Origin of the sequence: Cysteiniphilum marinum, from assembly GCF_014857925.1 — a bacterium.
In the GTDB taxonomy this organism is placed as follows: domain Bacteria; phylum Pseudomonadota; class Gammaproteobacteria; order Francisellales; family Francisellaceae; genus Caedibacter; species Caedibacter marinus.
The window spans coordinates 217,491-234,541 of the sequence record NZ_JACYVZ010000002.1 but is presented as its reverse complement, the minus strand read 5'-3'; the positions used below and the strand labels follow the sequence as shown (position 1 = coordinate 234,541).

Annotated in this window: 16 protein-coding genes and 2 tRNA genes; 6 read left to right on the top strand and 12 right to left on the bottom strand. The window is 38.6% G+C overall.

Annotated elements, in window-relative coordinates:
- Positions 1–172: 172 nt before the first annotated feature.
- From IE867_RS02285 to argH, 4 genes are read left to right on the top strand one after another with little or no spacing between them, the layout of a single operon-like run.
- The gene (locus tag IE867_RS02285) at positions 173–1,186 is read left to right on the top strand and encodes a Rossmann-fold NAD(P)-binding domain-containing protein (protein ID WP_192483146.1); all 1,014 of its coding nucleotides are present in this window, start codon (positions 173–175) and stop codon (positions 1,184–1,186) included.
- On the top strand, positions 1,173–1,973 hold the full coding sequence (argB, locus tag IE867_RS02280; RefSeq protein WP_192483145.1) for an acetylglutamate kinase: 801 nt from the start codon (positions 1,173–1,175) through the stop codon (positions 1,971–1,973). The genes IE867_RS02285 and argB overlap by 14 nt, the downstream gene beginning before the upstream one ends.
- A gap of 17 nt (positions 1,974–1,990) precedes the next feature.
- Positions 1,991–3,109 carry a M20/M25/M40 family metallo-hydrolase gene (locus IE867_RS02275; RefSeq protein WP_225629925.1) on the top strand — a complete coding sequence of 373 codons (1,119 nt, stop codon included), beginning with the start codon at positions 1,991–1,993 and terminating at the stop codon, positions 3,107–3,109.
- Complete coding sequence (gene argH / locus IE867_RS02270) at positions 3,097–4,521, top strand: argininosuccinate lyase (RefSeq protein WP_203249610.1); 1,425 nt, start codon at positions 3,097–3,099, stop codon at positions 4,519–4,521. Before IE867_RS02275 ends, argH begins: the two co-directional genes overlap by 13 nt.
- A 45-nt stretch (positions 4,522–4,566) precedes the next feature.
- Here argH and holA read toward each other — a convergent pair whose 3' ends face one another.
- The 3 genes from holA to plsY are packed head-to-tail and all read right to left on the bottom strand — an operon-like array spanning position 4,567 to position 6,976.
- Positions 4,567–5,559: a DNA polymerase III subunit delta gene (gene holA / locus IE867_RS02265; RefSeq protein WP_192483144.1), complete on the bottom strand. Its 993-nt coding sequence runs from the start codon at positions 5,557–5,559 to the stop codon at positions 4,567–4,569.
- A 12-nt stretch (positions 5,560–5,571) separates the two neighbouring features.
- Positions 5,572–6,390 carry a bifunctional DNA-formamidopyrimidine glycosylase/DNA-(apurinic or apyrimidinic site) lyase gene (gene mutM, locus IE867_RS02260; RefSeq protein WP_192483143.1) on the bottom strand — a complete coding sequence of 273 codons (819 nt, stop codon included), beginning with the start codon at positions 6,388–6,390 and terminating at the stop codon, positions 5,572–5,574.
- The gene (plsY, locus tag IE867_RS02255; protein WP_192483142.1) at positions 6,383–6,976 is read right to left on the bottom strand and encodes a glycerol-3-phosphate 1-O-acyltransferase PlsY; all 594 of its coding nucleotides are present in this window, start codon (positions 6,974–6,976) and stop codon (positions 6,383–6,385) included. Before plsY ends, mutM begins: the two co-directional genes overlap by 8 nt.
- Before the next feature lie 141 nt (positions 6,977–7,117).
- Here plsY and kdsA point away from each other — a divergent pair, with 141 nt between their 5' ends.
- Positions 7,118–7,951: a 3-deoxy-8-phosphooctulonate synthase gene (gene kdsA / locus IE867_RS02250; RefSeq protein ID WP_192483222.1), complete on the top strand. Its 834-nt coding sequence runs from the start codon at positions 7,118–7,120 to the stop codon at positions 7,949–7,951.
- A 15-nt stretch (positions 7,952–7,966) separates the two neighbouring features.
- Complete coding sequence (locus IE867_RS02245) at positions 7,967–9,259, top strand: MATE family efflux transporter (RefSeq protein WP_192483141.1); 1,293 nt, start codon at positions 7,967–7,969, stop codon at positions 9,257–9,259.
- Between the two features lie 39 nt (positions 9,260–9,298).
- Here IE867_RS02245 and nhaA read toward each other — a convergent pair whose 3' ends face one another.
- The 9 genes from nhaA to IE867_RS02200 form a co-directional block, all read right to left on the bottom strand.
- Positions 9,299–10,444, bottom strand: coding sequence for a Na+/H+ antiporter NhaA (nhaA, locus tag IE867_RS02240; RefSeq protein WP_192483140.1), 1,146 nt, complete (start codon positions 10,442–10,444; stop codon positions 9,299–9,301).
- Between the two features lie 62 nt (positions 10,445–10,506).
- Positions 10,507–11,109 carry a TetR/AcrR family transcriptional regulator gene (locus tag IE867_RS02235; protein ID WP_192483139.1) on the bottom strand — a complete coding sequence of 201 codons (603 nt, stop codon included), beginning with the start codon at positions 11,107–11,109 and terminating at the stop codon, positions 10,507–10,509.
- A gap of 97 nt (positions 11,110–11,206) precedes the next feature.
- Positions 11,207–11,482, bottom strand: a complete 276-nt coding sequence (locus tag IE867_RS02230; protein ID WP_192483138.1) for a DUF6812 domain-containing protein — start codon at positions 11,480–11,482, stop codon at positions 11,207–11,209.
- Between the two features lie 63 nt (positions 11,483–11,545).
- Complete coding sequence (locus IE867_RS02225; RefSeq protein ID WP_192483137.1) at positions 11,546–12,718, bottom strand: D-alanyl-D-alanine carboxypeptidase family protein; 1,173 nt, start codon at positions 12,716–12,718, stop codon at positions 11,546–11,548.
- 80 nt (positions 12,719–12,798) lie between these two features.
- Positions 12,799–14,481 carry a TolC family protein gene (locus IE867_RS02220; protein WP_192483136.1) on the bottom strand — a complete coding sequence of 561 codons (1,683 nt, stop codon included), beginning with the start codon at positions 14,479–14,481 and terminating at the stop codon, positions 12,799–12,801.
- 119 nt (positions 14,482–14,600) lie between these two features.
- Positions 14,601–14,675, bottom strand: a tRNA-Gly gene (locus IE867_RS02215).
- A 7-nt stretch (positions 14,676–14,682) separates the two neighbouring features.
- Positions 14,683–14,759 (bottom strand) — tRNA-Arg (locus IE867_RS02210).
- 194 nt (positions 14,760–14,953) lie between these two features.
- A complete protein-coding gene (locus IE867_RS02205) occupies positions 14,954–16,234 on the bottom strand; it encodes an aspartate aminotransferase family protein (RefSeq protein WP_192483135.1) in 1,281 nt (426 codons plus the stop codon).
- Positions 16,235–16,242: 8 nt separating this feature from the next.
- On the bottom strand, positions 16,243–17,046 hold the full coding sequence (locus tag IE867_RS02200; RefSeq protein ID WP_192483134.1) for a DUF1338 domain-containing protein: 804 nt from the start codon (positions 17,044–17,046) through the stop codon (positions 16,243–16,245).
- Positions 17,047–17,051 lie beyond the last annotated feature (5 nt).

Here is a 17,051-nt window from a genome sequence, read left to right as displayed (position 1 = left end):
CACCTCTCCCCTTGCGGGATTGCTCGTGCAGCTTGGGCTGCGCGGGTGAGGGGTAACATTTATAAAGGCTTCGACTAACGCTTAGCCAACGTAAATATAATGGCTTTGACTAATGCTCAGCAACAGAAAGTTTATAAGATAAAAGAAACACAGTTTCTAGGAGTGAAAAAACATGCAGCAGTATTTAAGTATTAAGGATATTGATAATATCCAAGAAGCGATTCAATCATGTATTGAGATTAAGCAGAATCCACATGCGAATGATAAATTAGGTGCACATAAAACTTTAGGCATTATTTTTTTAAATCCAAGTTTACGCACTAAAATCTCAACGATAAAGGCGGCACAAAATATTGGTTTAAACGTGTTGCCAATTGATGTGAATAATGGTTGGGCACTGGAATTTAACGAAGGTGTGGTGATGAATGCCGATAAACCTGAGCATATCAAAGAGGCCGCTCAAGTCATTGCAAGCTATTGTGACATTGTCGCAATTCGCTCATTTGCCAAGCTCAATGACAAAGAGCAAGATTATCAAGAGCAAATCTTTAGCGCATTTAAAAAATATACGGATTGCCCAATAGTGAATTTAGAATCAGCCTTGCGTCATCCTTTGCAGAGTCTGGCCGATATATTAACGATTGAAGAGTATAAAAAATCAAAAAAACTAAAAAAAACAAAAGTCGTGCTAAGCTGGGCGCCACATGTTAATCCCTTGCCACATGCGGTAGCAAATTCGTTTGCTGAGGGTATGCAACTGATGGATTATGACTTTGTAGTGACACATCCTGAAGGTTATGAACTGGATTCAGAATTTATCGGTGATGCTCAAGTGGTATATGATCAAGATGAGGCGTTTAAAGATGCTGATTTTATCTATGTTAAAAATTGGTCAAGCACTAAAGAATACGGCAAGGTGATCAATACCGATGACAAATGGATGATTACTCAAGAAAAGCTAAAAAATGCCCCTAATGCCAAGGTTATGCATTGCTTACCCGTCAGACGTAACTTAGTGATTGCTGATGATGTGCTTGATTCTGAATGCTCAATTGTTATCGAACAAGCTGAGAATCGTCTCTATGCCGTGCAATATGTGTTATCCGAACTTGTCAAAACATTGAAATTACAAACGTCAAAGGCACCATTATTAAATGAAAAGGTCTATGCCAATGAAGTTGAATAAAACGCTTAATATCATCAAATTAGGTGGGCGTGTGATTGATGATGAAAATAAGCTCAATACGCTATTGCACGCTCTTTCGCAGCAAAGTGATCCATGTGTTATCGTGCATGGCGGTGGCGATCAGGTCAGTCAATTAGCGAAGCGTCTAGGTGTTGAATCTACCTTTATTAATGGCCGGCGCGTGACTGATCAAGCATCATTAGATCTTGTCACAATGGTGTTAGCCGGAATCATCAATAAACAGATGGTGGCTAAGTTGCAAGCTTATGATGTTAATGCATTGGGCTTAAGTGGTGTTGATGCTAATTTGCTATTAAGCAACAAACGCGGAACTCAAATGCATGACTTTGGTTTTGTTGGTGATGTTAAAGCAGTTAATCGTAATGTATTAATTGATTTGATCAATAATGGTTTTTTACCTGTCATTGCACCAATCACCCATGATGGTAGTGGGCAGCTTTTAAATACCAATGCCGACACAGTGGCATATGAAATCGCAAAAGCCTTGGCGCATCAATATCAGGTCAATCTATATTATTGTATGGATTTGTCAGGGGTTTATGAGGAGATTGCCAATCCCGATTCATTGATTGAAACCTTAGATTTACATGCCTACCAACATTTAATATCAAAAGGCAAGGTCCAACAAGGCATGTTGGTTAAGCTTGAGAATTGCTTTGATGCGCTAGCCTCTAACGTTAATCAAGTGGTGATTAGTAATGCGGATAATATTGCGCGTACCTTGCAAGGTGAGAAAGCAAAAGTCACGACAATACAGTTATTCTAATTTAAGGGTATTAATTAATGACAAATAGTATAAGTATGCATTCTGATGTATTGATTGAAGATATAGCACATAAACAAGCAGAGGCCTTGGCATTGCTCAAGTGTTTGATTGAAATCCCATCGATTTCAAAAGACGAGGTACAAACTGCGGCATTTATTCAACAATGGCTGTTTGAACGTGGTATTACTAGCACCTTAGTTGGCAATAATGTGTGTGCTAAGAATAAATATTTTGATGATAATAAACCATCCGTTTTATTGATTTCCCATCACGATACCGTGCCACCGAGCAAGAGCTACACGCGTGATCCTTATAGTGCTGAAATTATTGATGGTAAATTATATGGCTTGGGAGCCAATGATGCCGGTGGCGCTTTGGTGAGTATGATAGCTACTTTTAGTTATTTTTATGAAAGGGCAGATCTTCCTTTTAATCTATTATTATGTGCGGCTGCAGAAGAAGAGGTTTCAGGCAAAAATGGTGCCGAGTTGGCGCTAACCTTTTTTGATGCTATTGATTTTGCAATCGTTGGTGAGCCAACGAGCATGGAGCTTGCGATTAGCGAAAAGGGCTTAATGGTTTGCGATTGTGTCGCCCATGGCAAGACAGGACATGCTGCACGCGATGAGGGAGATAATGCGATATTAAAAGCTGTTGATGATATCAATTGGCTTAACAGTTATCAGTTTGCACAAACTTCAGAGACATTGGGTGATGTGAAAATGAGTGTGACGATGATTGAAGCAGGAGTAAAGCACAATGTCGTCCCTGAAAAATGTCATTTTGTTGTTGATGTTAGATCGACTGATGCCTATGGTAATGAGGATGTACTGCACATTATGCGTCAATATATGTCATCAGAAATCACACCTAGATCACTACGCATTAAAGCCAGTAAAACGCCACTTGAGCATCCGTTAATGCAAGCATTATTAGCAAAGGGTATTAATAGCTATGGCTCACCAACGACGTCAGATCAAGCGATTGTTAATTGCCCAAGTGTTAAGTTCTCACCAGGAGACTCAAAGCGCTCCCACAGTGCCGATGAATTTATTTATGTAGAGCAAATCAACGAGGGCGTTCTATTTTTTATCACATTTTTTAATGAATTAAAGGATAAGCCATGGCAGAAATAACAGATAAATTAATGCAACAAGGTAATGACTTAGAAGTGCAAAGAAAACAAAAACTCTGGGGTGGGCGTTTTAGTGAGGACAACAACCCTTTGTTTGTACGCTTTAATGAATCATTGAGTTTTGATTATCGGCTTTTCCCCTATGATATCAAAGCGACAAAAGCATTTACTGAAGCACTGTGCGATATCAATGTTTTATCAGATAACGAATTGAAGGCGTTGCATCAAGCCTTAGCAGAGATCGAATATGAGGTTGATAATAATCCGTATCTTATTCAGCAGGCAATCAATGATGATGTTGAAGATATTCATACCTTTGTAGAGCAATCACTAGTGGGTAAAATAGGTGATCTTGCCTATAAAGCTAATACGGGAAGATCCCGCAATGAACAAGTCTCTTGCGCGACAAGGTTATGGGTGCTTGAGCATATTGAGCATTTATGTGATCTGATCAAATCTTTACAAGCGGCTTTTGTCGCGCAAGCTAAAGCAAATGTTGATGTATTTGTCATGGGCTATACTCATTTGCAACAGGCGCAACCGATTACATGGGGGCATTATTTCTTATCCTTTTATGAGATGTTGAAACGCGATTATGCGAGACTTGTCGATATTAAGAAGCGTGTTAATATCTCACCACTAGGCATGGGGGCGATTGCGGGCAATGCGTGGGCATTAGATCGCCAGAAAATGGCAGATGCGTTGGGGTTTGATGAGATTGCCCAAAATAGCTTGGATGCAGTCAGTGATCGCGATTACATTATTGAACTATTAGCTGCGATTAGCCTTATTGGGGCGCATTTGAGTCGCTTTGCTGAGGATATGATTATCTATTCAACGACGGAGTTTGGCTTGGTTGAAATGAGTGATTTAGTCACAACGGGTTCATCACTCATGCCACAGAAGAAAAACCCAGATGCGATGGAGTTGGTTCGTGGCAAAGCGGGACGCTTAAATGGCTATTTAGTTGCATTATTAGCAACTGTTAAAGCCTTACCATCGGGGTATAACAAAGATTTGCAAGAGGATAAAGAAGCACTTTTTGCAGCCGTTGATACCGTAGTTGACTTGTTGCAAGTAACAACGATAACGGTTGAAAGCTTAGTGGTAAATAGAGATAAAAACTATGATGGCAGTTTTTGTGTGGCAACGGAACTGGCTGATTATTTGGCTAAAAAAGGTATTGCCTTTAGAAAAGCACATCATATCGTTGGAGAAATTACCGCCTATGCCTTAAGTGAAAATAAATCATTAATCGACTTAACACTTTCTGAATTTCAACGTTTTTCAGTGATGATTGATAACGATGTCTATCAAGTATTAAGCATTGACTCAGCAGTGAATAGCAAAACAGCAATAGGCGGCACATCCATTGCAAATGTCAAAAAGGCAATCTCTGAGATTGAGGCATAGGCAACTGTTAGATTGTGGCTAAACGTCTACAGCTGCTGCGATATTTTAGTATAATTGACATACTAATTCAGTCAATGCTTGTTCTGCATCACCTTGCTCGATTCCTTTAACGAGTAAGTCAATGGCAAAGCATTGATTAAAAAGCTTGGCATAATGTTGTTTGCTAAATTTCTTAGATAGCCGTGCATAAGGCGCTTGGCGTGTTTTCCAGATATTATTGCGCATAAAGGTCTGTTGTTGCTGTTGTGGCGTTTGCGTGCTTAGGTTATAGCAAATGCGTAGCTCTTTGAGAATTGCCCAAAGAATAATGGCATTCTCAACACGCTCTTTGAACAGATGCTGCAATATCACCAGTGAGCGATTCATATTTTGTTCGATAAGGCTTTGTGCCAGATCAAATACATCGTAATTCATCGCATTGGATAAATACTCAGTAAGTGCCTTATCATCAAAATGCGTTTGCGGTTGATGTTGTAGTAAGCTAATCATTTGATTAGCAGCAAAGAGATTGCCTTCGGTTTTTTGTGCTAAGAGCATCAAGGCATCTTCGGTTAATGTAATCGGTTTATTTAGAGAGCCAAGCTCAAGCTTAATGAGTTTAATCGATTCTTGAATGCTAACTGGCCATACTTGAACATATAGTGCTTTTTGTACAATCGATTGAAACCATTTTGTTTTTTGTTGTGCACTTGTCAGATCATCAAAAATCAATAAAAAACGATCACTTTGTGAGATGTTGTTAAGGCATTCAACGAGCAGTTTTTGCGCATTCTTATCAGGTGCTTTAGTAATCGTGAGTTGCAATAAACGCTCTTCGGCAAACAGACTAAAGCTATTGAAATTGCTTTGTAAAAAATCATATTGCTGATTGATGATTTGTGTGCGCAGAATCTCAAAATTTTGTGCTTTATATTTGGCATTGATTTGTTCAATGAGTTTGTTTTTTTGATAAGGTTCTTTGCCAGTAATGATATAACAAGGGAAATCTTTTTTTGCAATGGCTTTTAATGCTTCTAGGTAGTTCGTTGCTTTGATCATTATTCTTTTCCCTTATGGTTGACATTGTGGGCAATAGAAGGTGTTGCGTTGATTGATGACAATTGATGAAATAATAGTTGAACAGATCTGGCATGCTTTGTCTTTTTGTCCATAAACTGCTAAAGATTGGGCAAAATAGCCGGGTTTGCCCGTGGCATTCTTATAGTCTTTCAAGGTGGTGCCACCGGCTTTAATCGCTTGCAATAAGGTGGATTTAATGGCGTCGATAAGCTTGCTGATTTCATTTTTTGTTAAGGTGCTGGCAGGTTTCAATGGTGAAATGCCTGCTTTAAACAAACTTTCACAAGCATAGATATTGCCAACACCAACCACGATTTTGTTATCCATAATCACACTTTTTATCGCTTGTGTGCGTGCGTTAAGTGCGCGTTGCAAATAGCGACTATTGAAGTGTTGTGTTAAAGGCTCAGGACCGTAGTTTAAAAAGCATTTATGTGCCAAAGGATCACTGTCGGTAATATCCCAATAACCAAAGCGACGTGGATCATGGTAAAAGATCGTCTGACCATCATCGAGCTGTAAGACAATATGGTCATGTTTTTTATGCTGATAGGCATTGTTATCAATGATTTGCAATACGCCAGACATGCCAAGATGAATAATCAATGCATAATCATCTAAGGTGATAATCAAATGCTTACCACGTCTTGATATATCATGAATGCATTGGTTGGTTACTTTATCACTAAGCTTAGGATCTAGGGGATAGCGTAGTTTATCAATATAAGTATGAGCGCTGATGATTTTGCGTTTTAAGCAATATAAGCTAAGACCGTTTTTAACCGTCTCGACTTCAGGTAATTCAGGCATTTTTCTTTTGACCTATTTTGCTTTCGCTGCCATTGATTAAACGCTTAATATTCTCGTGATGTCTTAAGATGACAATAACAGCAATAATGATAAATGGTAGTGCGGTATTAAAATTAAAGATGAAAATCACACAAATAGCAGAGACAATCGTCGCAATTAATGCAGAGAGTGAAGAGTATTTGGTAATTAAAGCGCATATGAGCCATGTGGCAAGAAAGATAATACCAATCAACCAATAAAACCCAAGAATGACACCAATTAAAGTGGCAACGCCTTTGCCACCTTTAAAGCCAAAGAACACAGGAAATATATGACCAATAACGGCAAGAAGTGCGATATAACCAGTCTCCGTTGCGCTTAAGTATAAAGCATGAGCAATGAGTACAGGAATTAAGCCTTTCAGAGCGTCACCTAAAAGCGTGATTGCTGCAGCCTTTTTGCCTCCTAGACGCAAGACATTAGTCGCTCCTGGATTGCCTGAACCAATACTGCGCGGTGAAGGTAAACCCATGAGTTTACAGGTGATAATGGCACTATTAATTGAACCAAATAAGTAGCCAATGATAAGCATTAAAATAAATAGCATAATTGTGTACAGTATGATTTAAACTGCCCATGAGTGTCTGAATTTTTGAGTATTAAGTCAAGCCTTCATTTAAGAAAGCCCTTCCTATTTAGGTTCGTGCACATTAAACTACTTCAAGTTTTAGCCAAATTGGATCATATGATGAAATTATTAGACTTTGAAGTAGGGATGGATAAGCCATTTTTTTTAATTGCGGGACCTTGTGTTATTGAATCAGAGGCGCTAGCAATGGATACAGCAGGTTATCTCAAAGAATTAACCGATGAGTTAGGTATTTCGTTTATTTATAAATCTTCTTTTGATAAAGCCAATCGCTCATCGATTAATAGCTTCAGAGGTCCTGGTATTGATAAAGGACTTGAGATTTTAGCGAAAGTTAAAAAGGAAATTAAGGTTCCGATATTAACAGATGTACATGAAGATACACCATTGTCAGAGGTTGCAAGTGTTGTCGATGTATTGCAAACACCTGCTTTTTTATGTCGTCAGACAAACTTTATTGTAAGAGTTTGCGAGCAAGGCTTGCCCGTTAATATTAAAAAAGGGCAATTCTTAGCACCTTGGGATATGAAGCAGGTGATGGAGAAAGCCAAATCAACAGGCAATAAGCAAGTGATGGCATGTGAAAGAGGTGCAAGCTTTGGTTATAACAATCTGGTTTCAGATATGCGCTCATTAGCGGTTATGCGTGAAACAGGTTGTCCTGTGGTCTATGATGCAACACATTCGGTACAGTTGCCAGGTGGACAGGGTAATGTCTCAGGCGGGCAGCGTGAGTTTGTACCAGTATTGGCTCGTGCGGCAGTCGCAGCGGGGATTTCAGGCATATTTATGGAAACACATCCAGATCCAGCTAAGGCTTTAAGTGATGGACCAAATGCGTTACCAATTCAAAAAATGAAGTCATTATTAATGCAACTTCAACAGATTGACCGTGTTGTTAAATCACAACCTCTATTAGAAAATACACTTTAATCAACGTGGCTGATTGTGCATAAGAAAATCATTCAGCTGTCGCTTCCTTTAATCCTTGCCAATATTAGTCTGCCATTATGTGGTATTGTTAATTCGGCATTGATGGGTAATCTGCATGCTAGTAGTTATCTGGCAGCCAGTGCTTTAGGTGTTTCAGTCATCACTTTTATCAGTGCATTGTTTTACTTCTTGCGAATGAGTACAACGGGTGTTATTGCGCAGCAATACGGTAAGAGAGATTTTAATAAGATCTTTGACTGGTTAGTAAAGGCGCTTATTGTCGCGATGATATTGGCGTTTATATTGATTGTGTTTCAAGGTATTATTTATGATTTGGCATTAGCAATATTGTCGATGAATCAAGCCGTAACCAAGCTATTTAGTGAATACTTTAATATCACCATTTATGCTTTGTTGTTTGTCTTTATTAATTATGTCTTACTTGGCTTTTTTATTGCGCTACAACGGGCAAAGCTTGCTTTCTTGATGGCACTTATTACAAGCATCTCAGGTATTTTGTTGAGTCTTATTTTTGTTAAGTTACTGCATTTAGATATTAAGGGCATTGCCTATTCTGTGGTGTGGTCACAAGCCTTAAGTTGTATATTTGCATTGTTTTTTAGCATTAGAATCGCCAAAGATAACAAGGTTTCATTGAAGAAGTTAATACATCGCAATCAATTTAATTGGCGAGCTTATCAAGCATTTATGTCAGTCAATGGTGATATTTTCATACGCTCTTTGTGTTTGCAGGTCTGTATTAACTCATTCTTTGTGTTCTCAGCACATATGGGTCAAGAGGTGCTTGCTGCAAATACTTTGCTGATTGAATTTGCGATGTTGTTAGCACTTTTTTTGGATGCTTTAGCCAATGCAACAGAAACGCTTGTTGGTGAAAATGTTGGGCAAAATGATAAAAGCACATTAAAACGTACTTTGTTATATACGCTGAGTTACTCTATTGCTTTTAGTTTACTGTTTGTTTTGATTTATGCCTGTGTTTACCCGTGGGTATTTGATTTGTTAACCTCTATTGCAAGTGTCCGCCAGACAGCTGAGCACTATGTTATTTTCTCAATTATATTCCCATTAATCGCGGTATTTAGTTTTTGGTTAGATGGTGTGTTTGTTGGTCTGCTTAAAACAACGATTATGCGTAATGCAATGATTGCATCCATGGTTTTATATTTGTTAAGTGTCGCTGTATTATGGGCATTTGGCAATGTTGGATTATGGCTTGCATATTTGTTATTTTTTATTTATCGAGCAATAACATTAGGTGTGCCACTAATAAAGCGCTTAAAGTAATTCTTGAAAGTTACTGACGGTAACATTCTAGCTATTATCTTATGTGGGTTTGCAACACTTTCTAAGTACAAGATAGCCGACAAGTCCAGAGATTAATGAACCTACTAAAACACCAACTTTGACCATGTTCATAAGATCAGGTGTGCTAAAGGCAAGTGTGCCGATAAATAAACTCATAGTAAAACCAATACCACAAACTAAGCTAATACCGTAAAGCTGAGGCACTGATAGTTGGCGTCCAATGGTGAAGTATTTCGTTTTACTAAAGAGATAAAGACTGATAAATATTCCGATTTGTTTTCCTAAGAATAATCCCAAGATGATCCCAAGTGATACCGGATGAAACAGGTGTGATAAACTCATGCCGCTAAAGCTAATGCCTGCGTTGGCAAAGGCAAATAGTGGTAAAACCATAAAGATAATCCAAGGATTTAAACCATGCTCTAGTTTCAATAGGGGAGAGTTTTTTTCAGTATGTGGAATGGTGAGTGCCAAAGCAACACCGGCAAGGGTGGCGTGGACACCTGATTGTAAAACACATAACCACATAATGACACCAACAATCATAAATGGAGCAAGTTTTCTTACGCCTAAGCGATTCATGCAAATAAGTACGACAATACAGATTAAAGCGGCAAACAATGAGATAAGAGATAAGTTGCTGGTATAAAATGCAGCGATAATCGCAATAGCAGCAATATCATCAAAGATGGCAATTGTAGTTACAAGTATTTTAAGCGATGTCGGAATACGCGAACCAAGGAGAGCCAATATGCCTAAAGTGAAGGCAATGTCAGTAGCTGTTGGGATTGCCCAACCATCGATATAGTTTGGATTATGCTGATTGATTAGAAAGTAGATAAGTGCAGGCACTAATAAACCAAACAAAGCAACAATGGCAGGAATAATAATATTGGATTTGCTAGACAGTGTGCCGCCAACGAATTCACGTTTTATTTCCAAGCCAACCAATAAGAAATAAAGCGCCATAAATCCATCATTAATCCAATGAACGAGATTCTTCTGTAAAGCAAAGTTACCAATAGATACGCCGGCATAAACCGTTTCTAACATATGATAATACGGGCTAAGCCATGAGTTATTAACAACAATGGCGGCAACTGCTGCGGTGAATAAGATAATACCGCCAATAACTTCAATGCTGAGCTTTCTCTCTTTGCTCATAAATATATTTCCCCTTCTTTTTTACTTAATTAAATTACTGTTATGTTAGAGTGTTTTACAAATTACTCAATGTGCTTTGCAGCAAGTGTTTGAATAAGTGTTGTTGTGATCACCTCTTTATATATGGCGTATTCATCCTTGTTTTTAAAGTAAGCTTGTCCGGTGCGTACAAAAGGCCCTAAAATCAAGCCAAATACCATGCTCGTCACCGCTTCATCGCTAAGTGCATCGGTAACTTGACCTTTTTCGCGATAAATCTGCAAGTAGTCTAAAAGTGTTTTCCAGTTGCCATTTTTGGGTGCATTACCCAAGCCAAAGAGTTGGTTTTTGCCACTTTCAAGTCGTTGCCAGTCAAAGAGTCTTACAATATCAGGGTTGGCATATAATAATTGCAAGCGCATATTGATGAAGTATTCTAGAAATTCAGCAAAATTACGATCTTTATCAAGATGGTGATCACCCATCCAACCACTATCGATCAAGAGGCTCATTTTAACCTCTTGCCATAAATGAACCTTGTTCTCAAAGTAGTGATAAATTAGTGAGACAGGGACTTGTGCTTTGTCTGCAATATCGCGTAGAGATGTACCATCAAAGCCCTTCTTTACAAATAGTTTCTTGGCAGCATTTACGATTTTTTTTTGACCTTTTTGCTTCTCTGTCACGCGTGAGCTCCTTATTTCAATGCTCGAGCATTATATACCGCACACAAACTATTTTACAGAGTTTCTTGACTAGGTTTTGTATACCATTGTTACAAAGTTATTCATCATCAGGGTGCAAGAAGAGGATGTTTTCTAGATTAATATTCATAAATTTACACTCACTAGCAGGCTCGTTATTTATATCTTGATAGATTTTTGCATTGCGTAGTGCAATAAATTTGCCACTGGTTTCACTATTGATGTGATCGGTTAAGCGTACACCTACACGCACAGATATTTCACCTTTAATGATATATTTGTTGGTATAAATCGTTACTGCAATAAAATCACGCGCGCTATTTTTAGAATCTGCAGCATTGTAATAAAATGGCATTCTTTCATCCTTGATCCAAATTTAGGTAACTAGAGTATAGAATATTGTGACAAAAAAGCGAGATTAACCAAACCAGCGACTAAAGAATCCCGCACGCTCAATCGCATTATTAGCATAAACAGGAACCTCAATAACCTCATAATCACCTGCACTAATGATGAGTGTGCCAACTTTTTGTCCTTTATCAATAGGCGCCTTAAGTCCTGGTAATAGCACAACTTTTTGGCTTAAATGGTTAACAAAAGATTTTGGGATCGTTTTGGTGATGTCATCTTTGCCAATTACTGTTAACGTAGCATCTTTAGCTGCATCGGTAATAGCGGTGTTATCAAGTGAGATAACATGATCTTTACTATAAAGTAGTTGATCAACGAATTTACTAAAACCGAAATTTAAGAGCTTTTCAGATTCCTGCTCGCGCACATGGGCGCTAGGTGAGCCAAGGATCACACTAATATAGCGTTGATTGTTTTGCACAGCAGAGGCAACCAAATTATAACCTGCTTTTTTGGTATAACCTGTTTTGATCCCATCAGTTCCTTTGAATGTACGTAGTAGTTTGTTGCGATTGTGTTGAACAATGCCATTAAACATAAACGTTTTTTCAGAATAAAGTTTATAAACCTGAGGGTAATGCTCAATAAAATTACGTGCTAAAATCGCCATATCGTAGGCGGTGGTATACTGATCATCGCCTGGTAGTCCATCAACCGTAGCAAAATGCGTATCTTTCATGCCAAGTGCTTTGGCCGTTTTATTCATAAGTCGCACAAAGTTAGTGTCAGAACCTGCGATAAACTCAGTTAATGCAACGGTTGCATCATTACCAGATTGTATAATCATCCCCTTTAATAAATCATCAACACTAACACGTGAGCCCTGATTAATAAACATCTTAGAGCCAGGTGTTTTAGATGCTTTTTCACTGATCTTAATCTGTTGATCAAGTTTAAGTGTGCCTTGTTTAAGCTCTCCAGCAATAATATAAGCCGTCATGATTTTGGTCAGGCTTGCTGGTGCGCGCCTTTCATGCATATTGTGATCAGTGATGATGTCGCCAGTTTCAAAATCCATCAATAACCAACTAGCAGCATTTAGTTGAACCGGATGAGGTTTGATAATAATAACAGGGGGGGCGCCTAGCGTATTAGCAAATGAAAGTGATGGTGTGCTAGTAAAGGCAAATGTAGCGATAAAGCTACTTAAGAGTATTTTTTTAAAGTGGGTTAGTTGCATTAGAGATATTTCCATTTCTTATGACAATGCTAGAAAGATAGCAATGAGCTTTAGCTATTTCAAGCGCTTATAGCGAAAGCTTATTTTGTATTTTCTTTTGCTGTGTTTGGTGATGTGCTTGATGCAGGTGAAGTAGTGGTTTTACTCGCCTTGTTGTTGACTGTTTTTTCTTTTTCTTCGGCGAGCATTTGTGCCTTGATCTTATCTAAAGTTGGCTTAATATCATCATATGCTTTATTAATCTCACGATTAAATTCACCTTGGCTTTGTGCTTTGAGTACGGTTGATACTTTCTTCTCAAGCTCAGCTAATGGCATATTGCGTGCCTCAGCTGGCATAATATCTAAACCGATCGATTGATAGAGTTTAGACAGTGCCTCATGCGCGCGCGCTAAGGTGACATCCTTATCAAACTGTGCAGAAATCGCTTCAATACCGCGGCGAATAGTGATTTGTTCATTACCTTGATTGGCTTTTTCAAGCTTTTCAGCATGTTCAAATAATGACATGGATACTTTGGCTTCTTGTACTGCATAGTGCGCATCTTCCTGCCATAATAAATAGTTGGTATAGGCAACACGCACTTGTGTTAATACGGTAATTGTTGTTGCGATTTGTTTTAGCTGCTCAAAACTATGCGTTTCATTGGCAAGGTTAATGGCGTAAGGGCCTGTTAATACCGTTTGAATCAAATTCAAAGAAGCACCAATATTGCCACCTAACCAATATTGGTTTTTCATAAATTCATTATTGGTGGCGTTATAACCAAAGTTAAAATCAATGCCAGGCAACATATTAATAATCGCTGCTTGAATGCCTTTTCGGGCAATCTCTGCTTGATATGATGCTTGACGTAGTTCAGGGCGATAAATCAATGCCAAGGTATCCATTTTTGCAAACTGTGGATTAATGTCTGGTAATTGTGCGAGATCCGTGCCTGGATTGGTTAGCTCAAATTTACTATCCAAAGAGGCATTCATTAACCGTGCTAAGGTTGCTTTTGCATCGGCAATTTGCGCATTTAATTGATTGATTTTACGAATGGCTTTAATAAGTACTTGTTGATAATCAAGCTCAATCTGTGGCGTATTTGCTTTGCTACTTGCGGCTTCTTTAGAGCGTTTGAGTGCTAACTCAGCCTTTTCTTTAAAGCGGTTTACTTCAGAGATCATCGTTTGTGCTGTCCATGCTTTCCAGTATGCTGATACAACTTCTTGAATAAGTTGTTGAGTGATTTTACGACGCTCTTCTTCGGCAATCATAACACGATTGGCTTGTTGCTGCGCTCTAGTGTAGCTTAAACCAAGGTCTAACAAGCTCCATTGCAGACCATATGATTGATTAATCACCTCACGTGGAGTGAAACTTTGCTCGCCTGAAACCACCTGTCCATCTGAATTAACTAAGTTTTGGATTAGGTCATTATTTCTAAAGCTATAATCAACACTGGCATTAAGCGCTGGCAGCATTTCCATATAGGCTGCTTTTAAATTGCCTGATTCAAGCATTAATTGTGCTTGTTGCACTTTGTGATCAAGGTTATATTTCAATGTGCGCGCAATGGCTTCAGATAATGTGATCTTATGATTGATCGGCTGCTGTGCATTGAGCGCATCATGTAAACCTTTATAGGTATTATTCAATTGTGTTTCATGATCAATTGCTTTTGGTGTGATGCTACAACCAGTTATAACTAATGCTGCAACTGCCATTGGCAATAGTTTGATTGATCGAGTTAGTTTATTCTTCGCTTTATTATCCATAATTATCTCCACTCATAGATGCTGAATGCGGGGCGTATAAGTTTTGCTTAATTAGAAAGCTAGTTGATAATTTTTAAAAAGCAAATATTTAGGAGATAAAATTATTTTTTGTACTCGATTGGAGCGGGAAACGAGGTTCGAACTCGCGACCCCAACCTTGGCAAGGTTGTGCTCTACCACTGAGCTATTCCCGCTTGAATATGGCGCACCCGGAAGGATTCGAACCTCCGACCGCCTGGTTCGTAGCCAGGTACTCTATCCAGCTGAGCTACGGGTGCGTATTGAGTTTTCAACGAGGTGCATGATAGCGCTTAATTAGTTTATCGCACCCATGTCGCACCTATCCGTGAAAACGAGATGCATGATAGTGCTTTGCAGAATCCCTGTCAATGTCAAACTAAGGATAAATTAAAAAATATTTCGCTTTTTTGGCTTTAAGATTAGACGCTGTCTTATTGTTGATCATTGCTGTTTAAACTTGCGTCACTAAACGTAGTTCATTGAACACTTTGCTCATAATGTTAAGTGCTTCTGTTAGTTCATGCTTACTAATGTTCAAAGGACACAATAGCCGTAAAACATGCTTGTGACTGCCTGAGCTTAATAAAATCAATCCATGATGTAATGACTGATCAATAAAGCGCTTGAGCATCATTGGGTTGGGTTGATTGTTATGATCAATAAACTCAATACCAATCATCGCGCCAAGCCCTCTGATATCACCAATAAACTCACAGGTTTTTTTATGCTTATTGAAAAAGTCGCGTAATACTTGGCCAAGATGCATAGCTTGATCAGCAAGATTTTCTTCTTTAAATATTTCAAGAGAAGCAAGCGCTGCGGCACAAGCAATAGGGTTACCTGAATTAGTACCACCCAAGGATGCCGTGGGCATATCTTTAAGCAGAGATTTTTTAATGGTTAGTGCACTTAATGGTAAGCCTGAAGCCAGTGATTTACCCATCACTAAAATATCGGGTGCGCAATGATAATGTTCCATCGCAAAAAGCTTACCCGTGCGGCAAAAGCCACTTTGGATTTCATCAGCAATCATTACAATACCATGCTCATCGCAAAGGTGACGCAAATATTGCATAGCTTCAATACTTGCCGGAATAAATCCACCCTCGCCAAGCTCAGGTTCGATAATGATTGCAGCAATATCCTCTAACGCAACTTGATTCACGATTAAATCATTGATCAATGATTTAAAGTGACTAAGATTACAATGTGTATCAGGGTAGGGCAGACGATAGATGTTATTAAAAAGCTCACCAAATCCTTGTTTATAAGGTTTGACTTTAGCAGTTAAAGACATGCTCATAAACGTGCGACCATGAAAAGCGCCATCAAAGCAAAGCACGGCTTGGCGTTTTGTGGAGAAGCGCGCGATTTTAATCGCATTTTCAACTGCTTCAGCACCACTATTGCAAAGCATCGTTTGCTTTGCAAAGTCACTAGGCGTTGAGGTATTTAAGGCTTGTGCAAGCTTTACGTAAGGCGCATGAATCATCACATGAAAGCATGGCTGGATAAATTCATGTGCTTGCTTGGTGATCGCTTCAACGATTTTCGGATGATTGTGCCCAACGTTCATAGCACCAATACCTGCGGCAAAGTCGATATAAATCTTACCCTCAACATCTGTTAAGGTCGCACCTTGTGCCTTTTTAACACATAGCTTGGTATTATTACCAAGTGCCTGAGGAACTTCGCTTTCACGCAGCTGCCATAATGATTCGTTATTCATCATAACCTCGATTATGCGTTGACATTAGTGCTTTCAAAGATTTTATCAGCAGAAGCTGCCACAAATCCTTGATAAAGTTTACCTGTGTGATCTGGGTAGCGTTTAGCAAATTCATAATAGCAGCATGGAATTTCCTTTTCGCCTTCAGTAAACTCAACCTTAATCATGCCTGATTTAGTACTTGATTGCTCAAGCAAATCGCGTGGTGTTCCTTTGACTTCACCACCTGAGCTATTTAAATCAAAACCGTGATTTTTAAGGAAAGTATTGACTTCATGGACTTCGCTAAATTGATCTAATGCATTGATGAAAACGGTAAAGTGATTTGCTCTAAACCCAAAGACATAGAACCATGCCGCATATTCAGACTCAGTTAATAATTTTTGGTAAATCTCATGACTTGGTTTGCCCCAAGAGTTTCCTGATAGCAATAGATTTTGAGGATTATCAAGCAAGTCTTGTGGGATTTGATCAATGCATTCTTTAATGGTTTGTTGTGCAAATGGACTTAATTGTTCAAGCAACAATTGGCTGATAAACACTTTAGGCTGTGTTGGATCTTTTTGCTCATAGTGCTTAGCGTAAAGTTTTTTAGCTTCAAAATGATAATCACCATTTTCAAAATAGCCTTCAGCAATAAAAGGTTTGGCTAATACTTCAAGATTAATGCGCGGGTCATTAATCGTGCGTAGTGCAATATGGTCATTGATGACTTGTGCATTATGATCACAAAAAAGATCATAAATTTTCTGCACATGAGGATTGGCTTCAATATATTGCTGCCATAAGTCTTCTAAAATTGCGATCTGTGACATGGTTA

Excerpts from the sequence above, each read along its gene's own strand:
- IE867_RS02285 (WP_192483146.1), top strand. The coding sequence starts at position 173 with ATGCAGCAGTATTTAAGTATTAAGGATATTGATAATATCCAAGAAGCG.
- argB (WP_192483145.1), top strand. The coding sequence starts at position 1,173 with ATGAAGTTGAATAAAACGCTTAATATCATCAAATTAGGTGGGCGTGTG.
- IE867_RS02275 (WP_225629925.1), top strand. The coding sequence starts at position 1,991 with ATGACAAATAGTATAAGTATGCATTCTGATGTATTGATTGAAGATATA.
- argH (WP_203249610.1), top strand. The coding sequence starts at position 3,097 with ATGGCAGAAATAACAGATAAATTAATGCAACAAGGTAATGACTTAGAA.
- holA (WP_192483144.1), bottom strand. The coding sequence starts at position 5,559 with ATGATCAAAGCAACGAACTACCTAGAAGCATTAAAAGCCATTGCAAAA.
- mutM (WP_192483143.1), bottom strand. The coding sequence starts at position 6,390 with ATGCCTGAATTACCTGAAGTCGAGACGGTTAAAAACGGTCTTAGCTTA.
- plsY (WP_192483142.1), bottom strand. The coding sequence starts at position 6,976 with ATGCTATTTATTTTAATGCTTATCATTGGCTACTTATTTGGTTCAATT.
- kdsA (WP_192483222.1), top strand. The coding sequence starts at position 7,118 with ATGAAATTATTAGACTTTGAAGTAGGGATGGATAAGCCATTTTTTTTA.
- nhaA (WP_192483140.1), bottom strand. The coding sequence starts at position 10,444 with ATGAGCAAAGAGAGAAAGCTCAGCATTGAAGTTATTGGCGGTATTATC.
- IE867_RS02230 (WP_192483138.1), bottom strand. The coding sequence starts at position 11,482 with ATGCCATTTTATTACAATGCTGCAGATTCTAAAAATAGCGCGCGTGAT.
- IE867_RS02225 (WP_192483137.1), bottom strand. The coding sequence starts at position 12,718 with ATGCAACTAACCCACTTTAAAAAAATACTCTTAAGTAGCTTTATCGCT.
- IE867_RS02220 (WP_192483136.1), bottom strand. The coding sequence starts at position 14,481 with ATGGATAATAAAGCGAAGAATAAACTAACTCGATCAATCAAACTATTG.
- IE867_RS02205 (WP_192483135.1), bottom strand. The coding sequence starts at position 16,234 with ATGATGAATAACGAATCATTATGGCAGCTGCGTGAAAGCGAAGTTCCT.
- IE867_RS02200 (WP_192483134.1), bottom strand. The coding sequence starts at position 17,046 with ATGTCACAGATCGCAATTTTAGAAGACTTATGGCAGCAATATATTGAA.